This window comes from Sneathiella marina (assembly GCF_023746535.1).
Classification (GTDB): Bacteria; Pseudomonadota; Alphaproteobacteria; order Sneathiellales; family Sneathiellaceae; genus Sneathiella; species Sneathiella marina.
In genome coordinates this window covers 1,140,627-1,159,478 of record NZ_CP098747.1, presented here as the reverse complement: position 1 = coordinate 1,159,478, position 18,852 = coordinate 1,140,627, and the positions used below count along the sequence as shown (strand labels likewise).

The 18,852-nt window shown below is 50.6% G+C and carries 16 protein-coding genes and 1 pseudogene; all 17 read right to left on the bottom strand.

The window, feature by feature from the left end:
• Positions 1–73 precede the first annotated feature (73 nt).
• The 17 genes and pseudogenes from NBZ79_RS05585 to NBZ79_RS05500 all read right to left on the bottom strand — a co-directional run bounded on the left by NBZ79_RS05585 (position 74) and on the right by NBZ79_RS05500 (position 18,850).
• Positions 74–1,705, bottom strand: coding sequence for an MFS transporter (locus tag NBZ79_RS05585; protein ID WP_251936176.1), 1,632 nt, complete (start codon positions 1,703–1,705; stop codon positions 74–76).
• Between the two features lie 18 nt (positions 1,706–1,723).
• Entirely contained in the window at positions 1,724–3,691 is a 1,968-nt protein-coding gene (locus NBZ79_RS05580; RefSeq protein WP_251936173.1) for an amidohydrolase, read from the bottom strand.
• 18 nt (positions 3,692–3,709) lie between these two features.
• Positions 3,710–4,408: pseudogene (locus tag NBZ79_RS19655) on the bottom strand (pirin family protein).
• 331 nt (positions 4,409–4,739) lie between these two features.
• Positions 4,740–5,756: a D-cysteine desulfhydrase family protein gene (locus NBZ79_RS05565; protein ID WP_251936167.1), complete on the bottom strand. Its 1,017-nt coding sequence runs from the start codon at positions 5,754–5,756 to the stop codon at positions 4,740–4,742.
• A gap of 30 nt (positions 5,757–5,786) precedes the next feature.
• On the bottom strand, positions 5,787–6,254 hold the full coding sequence (locus tag NBZ79_RS05560) for a class I SAM-dependent methyltransferase (protein ID WP_251936165.1): 468 nt from the start codon (positions 6,252–6,254) through the stop codon (positions 5,787–5,789).
• Entirely contained in the window at positions 6,241–6,708 is a 468-nt protein-coding gene (locus NBZ79_RS05555; protein ID WP_256470304.1) for an Rrf2 family transcriptional regulator, read from the bottom strand. Before NBZ79_RS05555 ends, NBZ79_RS05560 begins: the two co-directional genes overlap by 14 nt.
• Positions 6,709–6,724: 16 nt before the next feature.
• The gene (locus NBZ79_RS05550) at positions 6,725–7,639 is read right to left on the bottom strand and encodes a helix-turn-helix domain-containing protein (RefSeq protein ID WP_251936163.1); all 915 of its coding nucleotides are present in this window, start codon (positions 7,637–7,639) and stop codon (positions 6,725–6,727) included.
• Between the two features lie 976 nt (positions 7,640–8,615).
• Positions 8,616–9,986, bottom strand: coding sequence for an aspartate aminotransferase family protein (locus NBZ79_RS05545; protein WP_251936162.1), 1,371 nt, complete (start codon positions 9,984–9,986; stop codon positions 8,616–8,618).
• Between the two features lie 26 nt (positions 9,987–10,012).
• Entirely contained in the window at positions 10,013–11,488 is a 1,476-nt protein-coding gene (locus NBZ79_RS05540; RefSeq protein ID WP_251936161.1) for an NAD-dependent succinate-semialdehyde dehydrogenase, read from the bottom strand.
• Positions 11,489–11,631: 143 nt separating this feature from the next.
• Positions 11,632–12,108, bottom strand: coding sequence for an Lrp/AsnC family transcriptional regulator (locus tag NBZ79_RS05535; protein ID WP_251936160.1), 477 nt, complete (start codon positions 12,106–12,108; stop codon positions 11,632–11,634).
• Positions 12,109–12,122: 14 nt separating this feature from the next.
• Entirely contained in the window at positions 12,123–13,115 is a 993-nt protein-coding gene (gene doeB, locus NBZ79_RS05530) for a N(2)-acetyl-L-2,4-diaminobutanoate deacetylase DoeB (protein WP_251936159.1), read from the bottom strand.
• Positions 13,116–13,118: 3 nt separating this feature from the next.
• Entirely contained in the window at positions 13,119–14,306 is a 1,188-nt protein-coding gene (gene doeA / locus NBZ79_RS05525) for an ectoine hydrolase DoeA (protein WP_251936158.1), read from the bottom strand.
• Positions 14,307–14,316: 10 nt separating this feature from the next.
• Positions 14,317–15,315, bottom strand: coding sequence for a cyclodeaminase (locus NBZ79_RS05520; protein WP_251936157.1), 999 nt, complete (start codon positions 15,313–15,315; stop codon positions 14,317–14,319).
• Positions 15,290–16,321 (bottom strand): hydroxyectoine utilization dehydratase EutB, encoded by a 1,032-nt coding sequence (gene eutB / locus NBZ79_RS05515; RefSeq protein ID WP_251936156.1) that lies wholly within the window; start codon positions 16,319–16,321, stop codon positions 15,290–15,292. Before eutB ends, NBZ79_RS05520 begins: the two co-directional genes overlap by 26 nt.
• 19 nt (positions 16,322–16,340) lie before the next feature.
• Positions 16,341–17,105 (bottom strand): ectoine utilization protein EutA, encoded by a 765-nt coding sequence (gene eutA, locus NBZ79_RS05510; protein WP_251936155.1) that lies wholly within the window; start codon positions 17,103–17,105, stop codon positions 16,341–16,343.
• A gap of 8 nt (positions 17,106–17,113) precedes the next feature.
• The gene (locus NBZ79_RS05505) at positions 17,114–17,551 is read right to left on the bottom strand and encodes a universal stress protein (RefSeq protein ID WP_251936153.1); all 438 of its coding nucleotides are present in this window, start codon (positions 17,549–17,551) and stop codon (positions 17,114–17,116) included.
• 12 nt (positions 17,552–17,563) lie between these two features.
• Positions 17,564–18,850: a TRAP transporter large permease gene (locus tag NBZ79_RS05500; RefSeq protein WP_251936152.1), complete on the bottom strand. Its 1,287-nt coding sequence runs from the start codon at positions 18,848–18,850 to the stop codon at positions 17,564–17,566.
• Between the last annotated feature and the right edge of the window lie 2 nt (positions 18,851–18,852).

Below are 18,852 nucleotides of genomic sequence, written 5' to 3'. Positions count from 1 at the left end.
TCTCTCCTAGAAAGTTTTGATTATTAAAAAAATTTGGTTCTGCAAAATGCCAAAATAAAGCCTACAAGGATCTTCATAGTTTTCTTCGCCATCGGTCTTTGGCAGGTGCTACATAATGTGTGACGATCGGTTCTGTTCCCTTGATCAACAACGATAGGATGCCCTCTTGCAGCACTCGGTCGGCATCCGTGACCCGTTCATGTTGTCGTAAATGTTCCAACCAGGATTCAACACAGAAAGTCTCTATGTAGTGACTGGCATGCTCGGCATGTTCGAATACGCACCAGAAGAAAGCCCCATCACGCCGTCGATGACTGCCAAGTTCATGTATGCCGTTCATGAAGTCAGGGCCCTTGCCTGGCTCAACCTGGTATTCGATTGTCACCAACACTGGCCCACGATCCGGGGTTACCTCGTCGCGCGTGGAAGGTGTTGGCCAATGCATTGACGGCGTCAGGTCGACGGTGTCAACACCGCTGATTTTCCAACTCCAGGTCAGCGCTATTGCCACTAACGCGCCGATGGAGGCATAAGTCAGTGATTGACTGATGGAGGTAAGTTCCGCGACTTTGCCCCAAAGCAGACTGCCAAGCGCCATTGACCCCATGAAGACAGTCATAAAGACCGCCAGACCTCGTGAGCGTACCCAATTTGGCAACGCCATTTGCGCAGCGACTTGCAGCGATGACAAAACGGCTATCCAGGCAAGGCCGCTGAGGGCCATGGCAAAACATAAAGGGAGGAGCTGATTGAAAGTGGCCAATGCCAATAAAGCGCCGGCGTAAATCACTGTCGCGGCCGCAACCATCGCATCTCGCGAGATTTTCCCCCTGATTCTGGGCAAGACAAATGCACCAACAACTGCGCCAACACCGACAGAAGCAACCAAAATACCGAACGCCTGCGGTCCACCGTCCACCAAATCCTTGGCGATGAGCGGCAGCAACGCCCAAGAGGCGCTTGCGAAAAGAAAAAAGCCGGCGCCCCGGATAGTGGCGGCATGCAATGCGGGCGCATTTCGGGCAAACCTAAATCCGATGCGCATGGCACCGAAAAAGCGTTCGGCGGGTAAGTCACTTGGAAGAGCATCTCGCCGCCAGGTCAACAGAACGACGAAGACACAAAAATACGATGCAGCGTTGAGTGCAAACACGGCGCCGGAGCCGGCATAGGATACAATGATGCCGCCAAGCGCCGGGCCTATTGCCCGGGCGACATTAATACCCATGCTGTTTATCGCTATGGCCGGTTGGAGCTCTTGCTTCGATACAACTTCAGGCGTTATAGCAGCCCAAGCCGGCATCATCATCGCGGCTCCGATACCCATGGCAAACGTTAAAGCCACCAGACTCCAGATTGTCATGATGCCCGTCAGGGCGAAGAAGGCCAAAAGCGCCGCAACCAGACCCATCCAAACTTGTACAATAAGAAGATAGCGGCGCCGGTCGATAATATCGGCAAGTGCACCGGCTGGGAACGCTAACAGAAAGATTGGCAGGGTTGTCGCTGTTTGTACCAGAGCAACCATCACCGGCGACGGGGACAAGGACGTCATCATCCAGCCAGCGCCCACATCATGCATCCAGGTGCCGATATTCGACACCAGTGTCGCTATCCAAAGAGTGCGAAACACTTTGATTTTGAGCGGAGACCATGCGCTAGATTGTTGCGCACTCGCTGAGGTTTCTGGGGGCGTTGATTGCATTATTGAAATCATTCTTTCCTAGAACGCAAAGCAACTGCACCCGAGCGGTCCCCAAAACGGGTCGCGGGATGCTTTCACGATACCTGATTGAGGTTGACGCCCGTGACCATGTTCAAGGCACTGATGCCCGGCCATAGCCAGGGCGATATCGGATGCTTGTTTGTGATTTGCAAAGGTTCGCACTGGCGACCAATCCGGACTTGCCGGAGGCAACGGCGGGTTCAGGTCTTTGAATTCACCATTGCCATGCACCACGGTACCGTCAACAATGGTCAGCACAGAGACAATTTCTTTAATCTCTTCATCCGGAACAGAAAAATAGTCAGCCGACAACACCGCAAGGTCGGCATATTCGCCCGCAACGATCGCGCCTTTCACCTCTTGCTCGCCGGAGAACCAGGCACTGCCCTTGGTATAGAGATGGAGTGCCTTTTCGCGCTCAAGCCGACGTTCTTCGGGATACAAAGTCAAACCGCCCAAGGTCTTGCCCGTGGAAAGCCAATAGAGCCCAACCCAAGGGTTAAAGCTCGCGACGCGCGTCGCGTCCGTACCGGCCCCGACGGGCAAACCTGCGGCAAGCATGTCAGTAATAGGCGGCGTTTGTTCTGCTTCCGTGGCTCCGTATCGCTCAACAAAATATTCGCCTTGGAACGCCATGCGATGTTGGATCGCAATGCCGCCGCCAAGCGCGTTGATACGATCAATGCTATCCGGCCGAATGGTTTCGGCGTGATCGATGATAAAGCGCAGCCCATCAAACGGAATGTCTTTGTTGACCTTCTCGAATACATTGAGAAATTTAGCAATTGATTCATCATACGTTGCATGAATACGAAACGGCCAACGGTGCTCGACTAGGAGACGGGTTACTCTTTCCAACTCTCTATCCATATGGTCTGGCAGGTGAGGTCTTGGTTGCAGGAAGTTTTCAAAGTCGGCAGCGGACCATACGAGATTTTCACCGGCGCCGTTCATACGTAGCATCGCATCACCGTCACCCGGTTTGATCATTGTGGTCCAGTGTTTGTAGTCTTCAAATTCTGACCCTTTATTTTGCGCGAACAGGTTGTAGGCAATGCGCATGGTCATCTCGCCGCGCTTATGCAACTCTTCAATAACCTTGTAGTCATCGGGATAATTCTGACCGCCACCGCCGGCATCGATGGCGCTTGTCACACCAAGCCGGTTCAGCTCGCGTTGAAAATGGCGGGAAGAATTGAGCTGGTCTTCGAAAGGCAGGGACGGCCCTTTGGCTAAGGTGGAATAGAGAATGAGCGCACTGGGTTCGGCAATTAACATTCCGGAGGGATTGCCTTTACGGTCTCTATATAGCACCCCGCCTGGTGGGTCCGGCGTGTCTTTGGTGATCCCGGTCGCCTTCAGCGCCGCCGCGTTCAACAAAGCCCGGTCATATAAATGCAAGATGAAGACCGGCGTATCGGGTGATGCAGCGTTGATTTCCTCCAAGGTCGGCATGCGTCGTTCAGCAAATTGAAATTCTGACCATCCACCCACAACCCGCACCCATTGGGGAGCGGGCGTGCGCCGTGCCTGTTCTTTTAACATCCGGAGCGCGTCAGCAACCGATGGTACGCCTTCCCAGCGGAGCTCCATGTTGTAATGCAAACCGCCACGGATCACATGAGTATGTGAATCATTTATGCCCGGGATGACCGTATGTTGTTTGAGGTCGATTACCTGAGTGGAAGAAGTTCGCAGCTTCATGATTTCATCATCACTGCCGACAGCTTTAAACACGCCGTCCTTGATCATCACTGCCGAAGCAGAATGTCGCTTAGGATCAAGTGTTCTGAACTTGCCATTCATCAAGATCGTATCTGACATGCTAACTCCTCCTGTCTTGTCGACTTGCGCGAACGCAGAGGGCAAACGAAGTGCCAATGACGCTGCTAGCCCACCCGCCGCCACATTCTTAACAAAGCGACGTCGTTCGAGTTGATTGGTGTTTTTTATTTTCTTCGTCATGCAGCCCTCCCGTTCGGTTTAATCCATATCGAACAACAGCACTTCTGCGCTCAATGTGCCGGTCAATGTGATTGTCTGCGGCCCCTCAATGGCGACGCCATCACCGTGATTGAGTGTCTCATCGCCAATTTTGAGCGCGCCGTCGACAACATGCAGCCAAGCTTTTCGACCGGCCGCCAGCTCATGGGATACAGTGTCATCTTCTTTCAGGACCGTGGCATATAGATCTACATCCTGATGGATGGTGATTGAGCCATCGCGACCGTTTCGGGACCCAATAAGTCTCAGCTGTCCACGCTTTTCTTCTTCGGAAAAGGCTTTCTGCTCATAGCTGGGTTCCTGACCAGTTCTCTCCGGCAAAATCCAGATTTGAAGGAAATGAACGAGATTAATTTGTGAATGATTGTACTCACTATGCTAAACACCGGTGCCGGCTGACATTCGCTGGACGTCGCCGGGCCGAATTACAGTACCCGTACCCATACTGTCTTTGTGTGCCAGAGCGCCTTCGAGCACATAGGAGATGATTTCCATGTCCTGATGGCCGTGGGTACCAAACCCTTTACCTGGCTCAACCACGTCTTCATTGATAACGCGGAGTGTGCCGAAACCCATGTGTCCGGGATCATAATAACTTGCAAATGAAAAAGTGTGCCGACTTCTTAACCAACCATGGTCACCAAGGCCGCGATCATTGGCGCGTCTGATAGTTTGCATTTTAGTTCCTCTATTTTGTAGTACTGCCCTCCGCTCGAAAGGTGGTTCTGATTTTCATAGGTGATGCACGAAAAGCCAGAAAACAAAGGAGGAATTAAGCCTACAATTTCAATCAATTACTCAGGTAATATAGGCAGGTCGTTTTAGAAAATATTGTACGATCTTGCTCAGAAATATTGGACCTTCTTGCTCGGAAAAAATAGATTCAATAATAATGTGCAAACCAGTGGCTAGGCCGGCTTATGTGCTCGACGATTGTGACATAGCCAATACGCTGTTCAGCCATTGAGGTGTCATTTGCAAGAGAATGTTGGCTCTGACTTGATTTTTTTTAAATGCCAAGTGCGTCGACGTAAGCAAACAGCGATGGTACGCCACCAGTGTTTAAAAACACCAGGTTGTCGGCTTTGGACCAGCGACCTGATTTAATGAGTGCAATCAATCCCGCCAACCCTTTTGCCGAATAGACCGGGTCTAATGTCATAGCCTCCAGCCGCCCGGAAAGACGAAGGGCATCAAGAGTTGCGTCATGTGGAACGCCATAGGCAGGACCAGCATGACCAGCAACGACTTCTACAAGGTGAGCGTCGAAAGGCAGCCGCAGAAGTTCGGCGGCGCCCGTCGCATAGGTAACGACATCAGCTCGAACTCGCTCGGGTTCTGCGTCAATGTCTATGCCAACCACCTGGCAGTTGGGCAAGGCTGTTTGCGCTCCAACTGAGAGGCCTGCTTGCGTTGCACCGCTGCCAGAACAATGAATGATCGCTGTTGGTTCGAATTGTAACCTGTTGCTTTGTTCAGCAATTTCGGTGATTGCACTCGCATATCCCACTGCTCCAAGCGGATCGGAGACGCCGTATGGTACGATAAATGGGCACTTTCCTTTTGCCCTTAGTTCGTTTGCCAGAGTTGCCAGTGGACCGTTTCTGTCTCCAGACCAAGGCCTGTCGTGTAGTAAAGCGCCATAAAGACGATTCAAGAAGGCGTTACCAGAGGTTTCGTATTGTGCGGTTGGTGGCGCTACCCGTCCATGAAAGACAACAAGGTGACATTCCAGGCCTAGTATGGCGGCCGCGGCCGCAACTTGTCTTTGACTGTTGGATTGGACAACACCGCCAGAAACCAGTGTGTCGGCTCCTTGCTCTAACGCTTGATACAGTACACGGTCAAGCTTACGAAGCTTGTTACCTCCCATACCGTGACCGGTCATGTCTTCTCGTTTTTCCCAGATCATCGGCCCACCCAAGTGGCAAGAGAGGTTTTTCAACGGTTTTAATGGAGTTGGAAGTGTACAAAGGCCAACAGTTGGGAACTCAGCCAACCGATCAGCGAGTAAAGACATGCTCATATCTGCAACCCTTCTTCTATCAGCCGGCGTTTAAGTACTGAGCCGTGAATACCATGTATGAATTAATAAGGATTGAGAGATCAGTGTTGGCCCATTGAAGCCACTCGTTTTGATCAATTCCTCGACTTCTTTGGGTGGTAGCACAGCAACTTCGACACCTAAAGATCCGCGCATTTTCTCTATTTCATAGGCAGGCAAACCAGCATAGCGCAACATGCGCAGCCAAACCGACAACAAACTCTTGAAGTTAGGTGCTGCCATGTCACCCGAGATATCTGCGTTCACCAAAATGCCGTTTGGAAGCAGTCGCGTGGCAATTTCGGTGAATAACGCCCGGCGTTTATCAGCCTTAGTCAAAAAATGTGACACTAGAAAGCACGTTGCCGCGTTGAAACCAGTCGATTGACAGAGTGAATTCAGAAATCCCTCGTGGAACGTGCAGCGCGACGCTATCCCCAGTCGCTCTGCCTTCTGTTTACAAATCTCATCGTTCCTCATGTGCGTGCTCCTGTCTATTTCTGCCACGATGCCTTAGCATACCGGCATGGAATTCGGTGCTGAGCGTCGCAAGAGTCACGCGCCCGAACCGATCAAGCAGCAACGCTTCCGCTTCCTTAAAGGTATCGTTTAGAGCGGCGTTTACTGCCTTCTCTACTAGGCAGCTGGGCGTTTCGTTACGATTGCCGATAGCGATCAAACCTGGCGCACCGAGGGCAACGTGGATATCGCGTAATGTCACCACCTCCAAATTGCAGGCGAGGGTCCAGCCCCCGCCGTGCCCCTTCTCAGACCGAACCAAATCACAGTCGCGCAGTCTTCCCAAAATTCTGCGAATGACTACCGGGTTAGTTTGCATGACTCTTGCCAAAATCTCCGACTTCACTGGGTATTCAGACGCGGCCATATGGAGGAGGACATGAAGTACTCCGGATAATTTGCCATCTCGTCTCATCAAAATTCCAATTTAATTATTGCATCACTTCGCGCAGCCATTTCAGCGGGGTTACTCCCACGATAGCCTTGAAGTGGCGATTGAAGTGCGATTGATCGCTGAAGCCGACGACGAGTGCCGTTTCGCTCAGTGTCGCATTCGAGATCGTTAAGAGGTAATCCTGTGCCCGGCGAATCCGGAGCTGCGTCAGAAATTGGTAAGGGGCGTAACCGGTCGAGCATTTAAACATTCTTGCAAAATGAAACTGACTAACTTCGGCGATAGCAGCTAGGTTTGTCAGGCCGATATTATGACAATAATTTGCATGAAAATATTCAAGTACCCGTGAAAGTATCGCAGGTGACAGTGTTTTGCTGCGGGCGTTAATGATCGCCTGTCGATTAGTGTGATTCCGTAATATGGTGCCGGCCATTGCCTGTGTGATCACATCCGCAAACATGCGTCCAAAGAAACCCTTATTTTTCGCCTCTAGTGACAGCATAACCATCAACCGATACAACTCGTCACTGCGAGTAGACATCTGATCGATGACCTCAAGACCTACGGAAGAAACGCCGGCACAGTCTGCTGCGGTCGTCAAAAATTTATGGGATAAGCTCACATGAATTGAATTGGACCGTCCCGTCCATTGCCAATAGGCAGGCTTGTCGCGCCCTGCTACTGTTACTTCACCCTGGTGACACAGGCCGGAATGTTTTTCATCCCCCCACGCCCAATTGGCTTTGACGCCAGTCGTCCCCTTTTTCTCAAAAGGCAAGTTAAGGGTGAGCCGATGGTCCTTCATCGGCGGCATGAGAACTTCGTTCGATTCAAGAGCGAAGTACTGCTCTAAGAATATTCCGTCCCAAAACAAACCAACACTTGATAAGTCCGGATCAAATGGCAGTGATTCAAGAAATTTTTCGGCTTCTAATTTTTTTGGTTTCTTCATAACTTAACATCACTGACAATTGCCGTGGCCAGAAACTCCGACTTCATTGGTCTTTGTGAATAGACCATATGGAGTAGGACATGGAACACACCGCAAAAACCTCTACAACATTTCATGTAACATTCAATATTACATGAAATGTTGTAGAGTCAACAAACAGTTTTGTCATTGGTTTCTATTTAGTTGAAGAGGCACTGTCATGCAGTAATCACTAACTTCAATGTGGTGCGAAGTTGGGGAGAGGGTCAGGTGCTGCCTCTCGCTTTTTTAGCACCAGAAACTGTTGAGGACATTCTTACTGGACGGCAGCCCGAAAGCCTGACCGTCAAAAGACTTTCGAGACTTAATCCGTTACCTACAGACTGGATTGAGCAGAAAAAGCGGCTTGGGTACCAACTTAATCTCCCAAATATCTTCATAAACTGGAACCTGAAACAGGGTAATAGAGACGAATGCGCAAATCAGGCTTATATGCGCTGATGAGAGCGTCTCTGTTTTGATCGGATAACCCCAAAGGCCCCGGTTCTGCGGGGTTCAGGGGCGAACCTGGGTTGGATCCAGGTTCGCCTCAGATTAAGTGGTGGAGTTAGCAGTCTGAAGCGAACCCGTCTCTGCCATTTTCCCTGCTAAACAGGGAAAAAACAGGGAATTTAAGCGATTATTGCCCAACTTAAGCGCAAAATAAGCCCTAGCTTCCTATTTTCATTGTGTTTTATCTATTTTCGCCCGTAAAAACAACAGGGAAAATATATTAAAAAACAGGGAAATAATTATTGAAAATAGGGTATTTATTCTTATCAATTTTAATCTGACAATGTCGGTAAAAGGATACCAGACACAACGCCAGTCTGGTCTTCGAATATTGCGAACCGGCCGAATTTCTCAATTATTGCTGCGGATATGGCAACACCCTCAGCAACACACAATACCCTTTTAGGACATCGATTTTTAATTCGTTCCTTTGTCGTATGTTTGGTCAACCGAGAACTTCGGCGATTGAGTCTTGAAGCTTTGCAGCAATTTCGTCTGCTTCTTTTTGCGTCAGACAGAAAGGTGGAGCGAAGCCCAGTATGTCGCCCTCAGGCATGGCGCGGCTGATCACGCCACGGTTCAGTAAGGCAGCGTTCAGCGCATAGCTAACTTTTTTATCAGCCTCGAAATAAGTGCGGCTGTCTCGGTCTTGAACGAATTCAACGGCGCACAGCAGTCCGTCGCCGCGGACGTCGCCCACATTGATATGCTCACCTATGGCTTCGTTGAGGGCTTTCTTGAAATAGGCACCGATTTCGCTGGCGTTCTGAACAAGCTTCAACTCATCAATTAGCTTGAGATTGGCGACACCGGCGGCGGCGGCAATCGGGTGCGCGGAGTAAGTCCAACCGTGACCAATTGGACCAATCTTGTCGGTTCCCTCTTCCAACACTTTCCAGAACTTTTCGCTGACAATCGAGCCAGACAGCGGCGCATAGGCTGAAGTCAGACCTTTGGCGATAGTGATGATGTCGGGCTTCATGCCGTAATGCTCGGATCCGAACATCGTGCCCAAACGGCCAAAACCGGTGACAACTTCATCAGCAATCAGCAGGATATCGTTTTTGTCCAGCACTGCCTGAATGGCGGGCCAATAACCTTCGGGTGGTGGGACCAAGCCACCGGTTCCAAGTGCAGGTTCTCCGATGAAGGCGGCAATGGTGTCAGCCCCTTCGCGGTCGATCAACTCTTCCAACGCATTAACACAATGCGCCACGAATTCTGCTTCAGACTGATCAAGATTATCACGTCGATAATAGTAAGGCGCTTCCGTATGGATTACTTGTGACAGCGGCAAATCAAATTTGTTGTGAAAAAGTTTCAGACCCGTCAATGAACCCGTCATCAGGCCCGAACCATGATATCCGCGCCAACGCGAGATGATTTTCTTTTTCTTGGGACGATCCAGAACATTATTATAATACCAGACCAGCTTGATATTGGTTTCATTGGCGTCCGAACCGCTGAGGCCGAAATAAACCTTCGACATGTGATCGGGCGCACGATCCAGAATCATTTTGGCAAGCGTGATGGAAGCTTCGGTGCCGTGGCCAACATAGGAATGATAATAGGCTAGCTGGTGGGCTTGGGTCGCAATTGCATCGGCAATTTCCTGACGACCATAACCGACATTTACACAGTAAAGCCCGGAAAACGCATCTAGAAAACGATTGCCGTCCCGGTCCTCAATATGGCAGTTTTTTCCGCCTGTGACCACGCGTTGCGGTATATTCCCACGGGCGAACTCTGCCAGATGAGTTGATGGGTGGAAGAAGTTTTCGCGATCCCATTCGTCAAGATGATCGTTTTTAAGCATTTCATTATCCTTTGATTAGTTGTGTGCTACGTCCAGTCGCGGCAGACGTATTTTATTTCCATGAATTCTTGCATTCCGCATCGTGCCCCTTCGCGCCCCAGCCCGGACTGCTTGGTACCGCCGAAAGGTATAGGTGCGCCAGTGACCTTTGTGCGGTTGACAGCTACCATGCCGAACTGCAATGCACGGCTGACTCGATAAATACACTTTGGGTCATTGGAATGAACATAAGCAATAAGCCCATATTCAGTATCGTTGGCCAAAGCGACTACCCCTTCTTCCGTATCGAACGGGGCAATTGCGGCCACAGGGCCGAAGGTTTCATCCGACATAATCAAAGCGTCATTTGGCACATCCGTCAGAACAGTCGCTTCGTAAAATAGCTTGCCCAATTTATGTCGTTTTCCACCACATGCCAGTTTGGCGCCCTTGGCTAGCGCATCAGCGACATGCTCTTCTTGCTTGTGAATCGCTTTTTCGTTCATCAGTGGGCCGAGGTCACAATCGTCCATGCCCTTACCGATCGTTAACGCCTTGGTAGCCAAGGTAAATTTTGAGCAAAACTTATCATAAATTGGGCGTTCAACAAAAATTCGATTGGCTCCTAGGCAGTCCTGTCCGGTAGTAGCAAATTTTGCCTTAATTGCTTCGGAAACAGCATTTTCAATATCAGCGTCTTTGAAGACGATTAGCGGTGCATGGCCACCCAGCTCCATCACTAAATGCTTAATTGTTTCGGCAGACTGACGGTAGAGAAGTTTGCCTATGACGGTCGATCCGGTGAAGGATAGCGCTCGCACACGCGTGTCCTTAGTCCATGGCTCCACAACTGTGGCAGCACGTCCAATAACTACGTTGAAAACTCCGGCCGGGATGCCAGCTCGTTCGGCGAGTTCAGCCAATGCAAGTGCCGAATACGGGGTTTCGCCAGAGGGGTGCGCTATAATTGTACAACCAGCTGCCAGGGCTGCCGCTGCTTTACGTGTGAGCATAGCGTTGGGGAAATTCCATGGCGTGATTAGAGCGATAACACCCATAGGCTCCAACCATAACTCGACCTCAGCATCGGGTAAATGACTAGTAACCCCTTCGATATTTGGACGTTTTGCTTCTTCCGCGTAAAACTCGACAAAAGCCGCACCATAATCAATCTCACCACGCGCTTCAGACAGGGGCTTTCCTTGTTCGGCAACCATGATCAGTGCCAGATCTTCTTTATGTTTTTTCAAGAGATCGAACCAGCGGCGCAAAATAACTGACCGTTCCTGTGGCAAGAGACCAGCCCAACCAGGAAAAGCCTGTTGGGCGGCATCTACGGCCGCCATTGAATCCTTTGCTGTCAGGGAGGACACGTCGCCCAATATTGTGCCATCGGCTGGGTTTGCCACAGAAAGCGTCGCGCCGTTTGAAGCGGCACGCCATTTACCACCGACATAGGAAAACTCACGGATTAAGCGTTTATCCATGATGTCTTTTTGATTAGAAAGTGCGGTATCGAGCATGGTTTATTCCCCCAATGGTTCACAGTCAATGTCACACATATTCTGCGTGGAGTGAGACCGAAATTCGCTAGATTATCAGAGGAATCTTCTTCTACAGCGGATCTGACAGCAGATTTAACCTATTCTATCATTTGAACACCGCATCAACGGTTCAGCAGCAGTTCCAGTGGAGGCGCACCTCCGCCCTTCACCGACTTTGTCACTACATAAGTGAAGTACCGAGCAACGCCTATGTGAGCCTCAAGCATTTCATCGATGAGGCGTTGATAGGCATCGATATCTTTGGTCACGATCTGCATAAGATAATCGTACCCGCCGCCGAGCGCCCAGCAACCGGTGACTTCGTCATAATGCTGCACAGCAGCCTCAAAAGCGCGAAAACTAGCTGCTGTGTGATCGGCCAATTCGACGGCAACAAAAACACCTACATGCGGTCCAATTTTCTTAAGGTTGATCTCGGCTCGGTAACTTTCGATCATCCCTGCCTTTTCAAGCCGTTTCAAACGGTTCCAACACGGTGTGGCCGAAAGCCCAACTCGCTCAGCTAGCTCAGCCTTGCTAATGCGGCCTTCGGTCGAGAGAACAACAAGGATTTCAATATCGCGTTTGTCCAGTTGCATAGGTAAGGCTCCCCCTAGGCCTCGGCTACGCCAATAACCGCGACGCAGTCACCGGACTGGATCAGGCCCGGAAAATGGCGGCAGATCAGCAGTCCATTACGACACGCATGATATTCCACCGGTGGCGACCCAGTAGAGTCCATCGGCCAAACGCGTGCCACCAGATCTCCTTTAGTAATGGGATCGCCCAATTCAACCATTACTTCATAGAGCCCGTCGCCTTCGCTAAAAATGAAACAGTCTTTATCCGGCATTGAAAGGTTCACAGTTGGCTCAATCTGCATCTCGCCTTTTAGAATGCCAAAGTGGGTCAGTACGTTGCGCAAACCCTTCTTGGCGATCGCATTGCTGCTTGCTGTGGATGAACCACCACCGCCCAGCTCAGTAGTGACGAGCACCTTGCCCATCTCTTCGACCGCAGTATCATACATACCTTCGCTGTCAATCTCCATGAGCTGCACCGAATAAGGCGCATTAAACGCCTTCATTGCTGCAAAACAGGCCTCCTCAGTTGCTTTGTCATCCAATATATGAGCGGCGGCAAAGGGCACAAAATTTAGGGTCTTGCCGCCGGAATGGAAGTCCACAGCGACATCGGCAAGAGGGAGTAACGTACGCTGAAAATAGTCAGCGATCTTTTCTGTTACGGTACCATCTGGCCGACCCGGGAAGGAGCGGTTCAGATTACCTTTATCGATGGATGACGTCCGGCTGCCAGCCCGAAATGCTGGATAGTTGAATGCTGGAACGATAATCAATCGACCAGCCACATCTTCAGCTTTCAGGGTTGAAGCCAGCTCGTGCAGGGCAATCGGCCCTTCATATTCGTCACCATGATTGGCGCCGGTGAGGAGGGCCGTTTTTCCCGTCCCGTTTTGAATCACTGTCAACGGAATCATGATTGAACCCCAAGCACTGTCATCCCGGCTATAGGGCAGCTTCAGAAAACCATGATGTACGCCATCCTTATTCAGGGGTATAGTCGGCGATATTGGGTTTGCCTTCATGGCTTAATCCTTCACAAATAATTTACGCGGTACATTTGACAGACATTCTGCGCCATGTGTCCCAATGCGGATGCTTTCGGTAATCTCAAAACCCCAATCCTCCATCCACAGGCCAGTCATGAAGTGGAAGGTCATATTTTCCTGCATCACTGTTGTGTCGCCACGACGCAGAGACATGGAACGTTCACCCCAATCCGGCGGATAACTGAGACCGATCGGATAACCACACCGGTTGTTCTTTTCAATATCGTATTTTTTGAGCACATTGATAAAGGCAACGGCGATATCCGCGCAGGTATTCCCAACGCGGGCTTTTTCAAGCCCTGCTTCCATGCCTTCCAGTACCGCTTTTTCAGCATCTAGGAAGGTCTGTGTTGGCTTGCCCAAGAAGACCGTGCGCGATAGTGGACAGTGGTACCGATGTGAGGCACCTGCTATTTCAAAAAAAGTGCCTTCGCCGCTTTGCATCGGCAAATCATCCCACGTCAGATGCGGCGCCGCAGCGTCTGACCCTGATGGAAGCAATGGCACAATCGCAGGATAGTCGCCGCCATATCCTGCGTCGGTATCATAGCGCAGCCCAGCGTCATAGATGTCAGCTACCAGATCGCATTTGCGAATGCCCGGCTCCACCTTTTCAAAAATGCGTTGATGCATCCGTTCAACAATCTTACCTGCTTGGCGCATATAGTTGAGTTCGGCCTCAGATTTCACTGCACGTTGCCAATTGACTAGGGCGTTGGAGTCACCAAAGCGCGCGTTGGGCAAGTGCTTTTGTAAAGAGGAAAAGGCAGCAGCCGTGAAATAGTAATTGTCCATTTCAACACCAATATTACCGCCATCTAAGCCTCTGTCCGCGAGCCGCGCTGAGAGGTAATCCATAGGATGTCGTTCGGTCGATTGCACGTAATCATCCGGGTAACCGATGATATTGGCCGGACCCATGTAACAGGTGCGCAGAGCACCATTGGCATCTTGACTGCGACCATACCAGATCGGTTCGCTCTTCATGTCCAGCACCACACATTGGTGTACATAGAAAGACCAACCGTCATAACCGGTAAGCCAGTTCATGTTCGACGGGTCGGTAACGATTAGGAGGTCCAGCTCACGGCGAGCCATTTCCAATCGGGTTTGATCAACGCGCCGCTGGAATTCGGCGCGGGTAAAATTCAGTTTGGGTTCTTTCATGGGGTTGTTCCTAGTGATCGCTATCGATGGTAGTGCCTGTGCCCGCGGCATTTGCCCGAGCACCAGCAAAGGCTGCAATTGCGGTGTCCTGAATTCCAGTACCGGTAAGGTCACAAATAGTTATATCCTGCGCCGAAGCCCGGCCCGGTTTCTGGCCGGCAATGATTTGGCCCAGTTCTGGGAATTGCGACGGATCCGTCACATTTCCTGCGGCAATAGCGGGACGTAATTCTCCCTGCTTGACGGATTGCGCTATACTGTCGGCCACAAACAGTGACGCAGCTGGGATTACATCCGGGGCCAACTCCATCTTGTAATCGGCATCCGAGCCCATAGCCGTAACATGCAAGCCCGGGTGCAGCATGTCTGCGGTGATCAATAGCGCGTCCGAAGGAGTCGTCGTAACGACAATATCGGCCGCCGCCATCACTTGGGCAATGCTGCTGACTGTAATTACTTTAATCCCTAGCTTTTCAGCACACTCAAGGGCGCAGGTTAATGTCTTTTGCGGATCTCGTCCCCAGATTACTGCGTGTTCGATCCCGCGGACAAGCGTCAGTGCTTCCAGCTGTAAGCGCGCCTGAATGCCACTGCCTAGAATGCCAGCTACCTTGCTGTCTTCGCGCGAAAGATGTTTGGCGGTAACAGCTCCAGCAGCGGCAGTACGTACATCAGTCAGATAACCATTGTCCAAAAGGACAGCACGCACGATGCCGGTCTTGGCATCAAAAAGAACACTCAATCCGTTCAGGCTAGGCAGGCCCAGTTTAGGGTTGTCAAAAAAGCCTGGACTGATCTTTATGGCAAATTCGTTCAGTCCCGGCACATAGGCGGTTTTCACATCTACCTCGCCATTGTAATCGGGTACATGAAAGCTCAGGATTGGTGGCATCTGCACATCCTTGGTAGCTAACAGGTGAAATGCCTCTTCTACGCAGGCTACCGCATCACCATCCAGCTGAACGGCACTGCGTAGGTTTGCTTCAGTAAAGATTTTGATTTCGGGCATCTTTGTATTCCTTAGCTTGGTCTTCCGTTCCCACATCGACATTTTCACCGTCGATCAGTCTCTTATGTAGGGCCATATCGATATTCTGTCCGGTAACCAGTGATACACAGCGGCCAGGGATATCGATTTTGTCTGCCAAAAGTGCAGCGATGCCAACACTGCCCGACCCCTCAATGATCTGCTGCTCCTGCCAATACGCATGGCGGATGGCATTGGCGATTTCCGCTTCGGAAACCAAAACAATGTCGTCAACTAGGTTTTTTGTCATTTCAAAAGTATAGGCATTGTCCAACCCGATGCCGCCGCCCAGAGAATCCGCCAGTGTCGGCTGTTCATCTACAAGAACAGGCCTGCCTGCCTGTTGGCTTTCATACATCGCCGCGCCGCGCTCCATCGAAATGCCAACAACGCGGATTGAGGGGTTCGTTGCCTTTATCACCATTGCAACGCCTGAGATCAGCCCACCACCAGACAGCGGCACCAGTAGCGTCTCCAAATCAGGTGCCTGTTCCAGAATTTCCAACGCAACGGTGCTTTGGCCTGCGATGATGTCGCGATTGTCAAAGGGGGGCAGCATCAGCATGCCATCGGCTATCAACCGGTCCACCTCTAGCTGGGCATCATCCTGCGAGCGACCTACAATGCGTACCTCAGCACCATGGGATTTAATGCCATCGACCTTGTTCTGCGGCACCAATTCCGACATGCAGATAATGCAGCGCACGCCGGCTTGTGCAGCGGCATAAGCCAGCCCGCGTCCATGGTTGCCAGTTGAGACGCCTACAACCCCTGCTTTGCGTTCCTTTTCAGTAAGAGACAGCACCGCATTCGTCGCGCCGCGCAGTTTAAAACTCCCAGTGATCTGCGTCTGCTCAAGTTTGAGCAAGATATCGCCTCTCGTATGTGCACTAAGCGATGGCGAGCGGACCAAAGGTGTATAGCGGACGCGGCCACAAATACGCTGGCGGGCTGCAAAACTGTCCTGAAGTGTAATTTTCGGTTTCATTTGGAAATTCGCAGTTACATTATATATTAAAGATCTGACCGTAGCCTGATATCGGATAGTTCAGACCTACAAGCCGCAAGCAGCGCCATATCATGGCCTGATTTGAGGTAATCACTGGTTTCCCTAAACGATCTTCTATCCGCTCGACACAAACGGCAGCACGCAACGCGGTACACGAAATAAACAGTGCGTCAGCTCTGGGATCGCAAGCAGCTATTGCGGCATCGATAATGCTCTCCTGCGATACCCGCGCCATTTGGCGATCGTCCGTCAGCCCTAAACATGAAGCGTTGGCCACTTCTGGTCCATGGGTTGCAAAATAGTGTGCCAAATTATCAGTTACCTCAAGGCTGTATGGCGTTAGCACGCTGACACAAGCTATATCCAATGCCGCAAATGCCGCAAATGCAGCGGAACTCGGAGTGACGCAGTGCGCATTGGGTTTGGCGGCATTCAGGTAACGTGTCACAACATCATTGCCGAGTACAATTGAAGCGGCTGTGCAGCCATAAGCGATCACATCTACATCTTCAGCCGGTAGTATTTGCGCTGCGGCTTCGGTCAATCGCGGACCGGTTTGAAGCAAGGTTTCCCGCGTCGTCGGGTTTTCAAAAGCAATGCGGTTCGTGTAGACACCAACCTGATCGGGATCGCAAATTCTTGCGAAATCACGCTCGGAAGTATGATCTGTCGCTAGCGCTACGAACGCGATCCGTTTGCCTACCGGGCGATCATCAAGATGAACAGGTAACATTGCCGTTGTGGATTGAGTATCGAGATCCATTTGTTCTCCTAAACGACTAGTACAGGAGATTTTGCCAGGCTTGTCACTTTGTGGGAGACACTACCGAGTAGTACTCCCTCGAGTGAACCTAGTCCACGACTCCCAATAACGATCAAGTCATTCTTGTGCTCTTCTGAAAAGCTTACAATTGTTCGCGCCGTAGGTCCCCCTTTGACAAAAGCCCTAACATTCTGGGCGCCAGCTTGTCGCGCTATGGATACACCTTGTTCTGCAACATCTTTGGCGTGATTTCGCATTAAATCATCAATATTTTCAGGTTGATCTGCACTCGTTACGTACATTGAACCCTCGAGCACAGAATGATGACGGTACAAAGTCAGCACCGTCAATTCTGCACCACAAAGAACAGCGAGTTTAACCGCCTTTTGAAGAGCAGCTTCTGCTCCAACAGACCCATCGAAAGGGCTTAGTATAGATGTAAACATTTGCTACTCCATCTATTTTGGAAAGGCGACATCACGTAAGAACAGGGCTACCTGTGGGAAGAAGATCATCAATACCGAAACGCTTAACAGCATAATTACAAAAGGCGGCGTGCCTCTGACCACTTCCAGATAGGGACGTTTAAACACCGCGACTGCCGTGAAAATATCGCACCCAAACGGAGGAGTAGCCGAACCTATGGCAGCTTGCAATGTGATTAGTGTACCTACAAGAATTGGGTCAAGTCCGGTTTTCTCAACCACCGGCGCAAAGATCGGAACAAAGATCAGAATTACAACAATCGGATCTACGAACATACACCCGATAAAGAATGCAATGGAAATCGTAAACAACACGCCAATCTGTCCCATTTCGTCCACGCCAATCGCACCTAGAATCTGTTGTGGGATCTGCGCATAGGATAAGACCCAGGCAAAAGCCGCGCCAGCACCGACAAGGATGAAAACCACTGCCGTAACCATGCCGGTTGACAGTGCTACTGAATAAAGATCCTTAATGTGCATCGATCGAAAGATGACGGTTTCCAGAAAAACAGCATAAATCACACTGATAGCAGCGGCTTCTGTCGGACTGTAAATGCCAAAGAATATGCCGCCGATGATCAATACGGGAAATCCCAATGGCCACAAAGCCCTTTTGACAGCGGTAGCGCGCTCTCGCCATGATGCAGGTGGTTCGGTGGGCACGTTGTTTATCTTGGCGTAGATCATGCTGTAAATCGAGAACATAACTAGTATCAGTAATCCCGGCCCAATACCTGCAATAAACAACTCGGGAATAGATGCTTTCGCAACTACTCCGTAAATGATCATTCCAATACTCGGAGGTATTAGAAATGCGATGTCACTTGAATTGACGATCAGTGCTAGAATGAAAGAATCCTTGTATCTGCCTTTCAACATGCGCGGTCGCAACGGTGTGCCGACCGCAACAACTGTAGCCTGTGTAGACCCGGATACTGCACCAAACAGCGCGCATGCTGACGCAGCACTGACAGCCAAGCCGCCACGGACGTGGCGTATGAACGCCATAACCATATCGATCAATCGGTCAGCCGATTGGCCACGCGTCATGATGTCAGCTGCAAGAATGAACATCGGAACCGCGATTAACGAAGAGGGCCGGATACCTCCCAGCATTTGCTGAATCATGAATTCGGTTTTATCTATTGAGCCAAACAACTCTATGACGCCGATGAATGCACCTGCGATCAGAGGTACCATCATAGGAAACCCAAGAAGCAACAGTACAACCATCACTGAAAATATCGTAAGCGCCATGA

What these genes read in the sequence shown, in the direction of transcription:
- NBZ79_RS05585 (WP_251936176.1), bottom strand. Translation starts at nt 1,705, where the DNA reads ATGCAATCAACGCCCCCAGAAACCTCAGCGAGTGCGCAACAATCTAGC.
- NBZ79_RS05580 (WP_251936173.1), bottom strand. Translation starts at nt 3,691, where the DNA reads ATGACGAAGAAAATAAAAAACACCAATCAACTCGAACGACGTCGCTTT.
- NBZ79_RS05565 (WP_251936167.1), bottom strand. Translation starts at nt 5,756, where the DNA reads ATGAGCATGTCTTTACTCGCTGATCGGTTGGCTGAGTTCCCAACTGTT.
- NBZ79_RS05560 (WP_251936165.1), bottom strand. Translation starts at nt 6,254, where the DNA reads ATGAGGAACGATGAGATTTGTAAACAGAAGGCAGAGCGACTGGGGATA.
- NBZ79_RS05555 (WP_256470304.1), bottom strand. Translation starts at nt 6,708, where the DNA reads ATGAGACGAGATGGCAAATTATCCGGAGTACTTCATGTCCTCCTCCAT.
- NBZ79_RS05550 (WP_251936163.1), bottom strand. Translation starts at nt 7,639, where the DNA reads ATGAAGAAACCAAAAAAATTAGAAGCCGAAAAATTTCTTGAATCACTG.
- NBZ79_RS05545 (WP_251936162.1), bottom strand. Translation starts at nt 9,986, where the DNA reads ATGCTTAAAAACGATCATCTTGACGAATGGGATCGCGAAAACTTCTTC.
- NBZ79_RS05540 (WP_251936161.1), bottom strand. Translation starts at nt 11,488, where the DNA reads ATGCTCGATACCGCACTTTCTAATCAAAAAGACATCATGGATAAACGC.
- NBZ79_RS05535 (WP_251936160.1), bottom strand. Translation starts at nt 12,108, where the DNA reads ATGCAACTGGACAAACGCGATATTGAAATCCTTGTTGTTCTCTCGACC.
- doeB (WP_251936159.1), bottom strand. Translation starts at nt 13,115, where the DNA reads ATGAAGGCAAACCCAATATCGCCGACTATACCCCTGAATAAGGATGGC.
- doeA (WP_251936158.1), bottom strand. Translation starts at nt 14,306, where the DNA reads ATGAAAGAACCCAAACTGAATTTTACCCGCGCCGAATTCCAGCGGCGC.
- NBZ79_RS05520 (WP_251936157.1), bottom strand. Translation starts at nt 15,315, where the DNA reads ATGCCCGAAATCAAAATCTTTACTGAAGCAAACCTACGCAGTGCCGTT.
- eutB (WP_251936156.1), bottom strand. Translation starts at nt 16,321, where the DNA reads ATGAAACCGAAAATTACACTTCAGGACAGTTTTGCAGCCCGCCAGCGT.
- eutA (WP_251936155.1), bottom strand. Translation starts at nt 17,105, where the DNA reads ATGGATCTCGATACTCAATCCACAACGGCAATGTTACCTGTTCATCTT.
- NBZ79_RS05505 (WP_251936153.1), bottom strand. Translation starts at nt 17,551, where the DNA reads ATGTTTACATCTATACTAAGCCCTTTCGATGGGTCTGTTGGAGCAGAA.
- NBZ79_RS05500 (WP_251936152.1), bottom strand. Translation starts at nt 18,850, where the DNA reads ATGGCGCTTACGATATTTTCAGTGATGGTTGTACTGTTGCTTCTTGGG.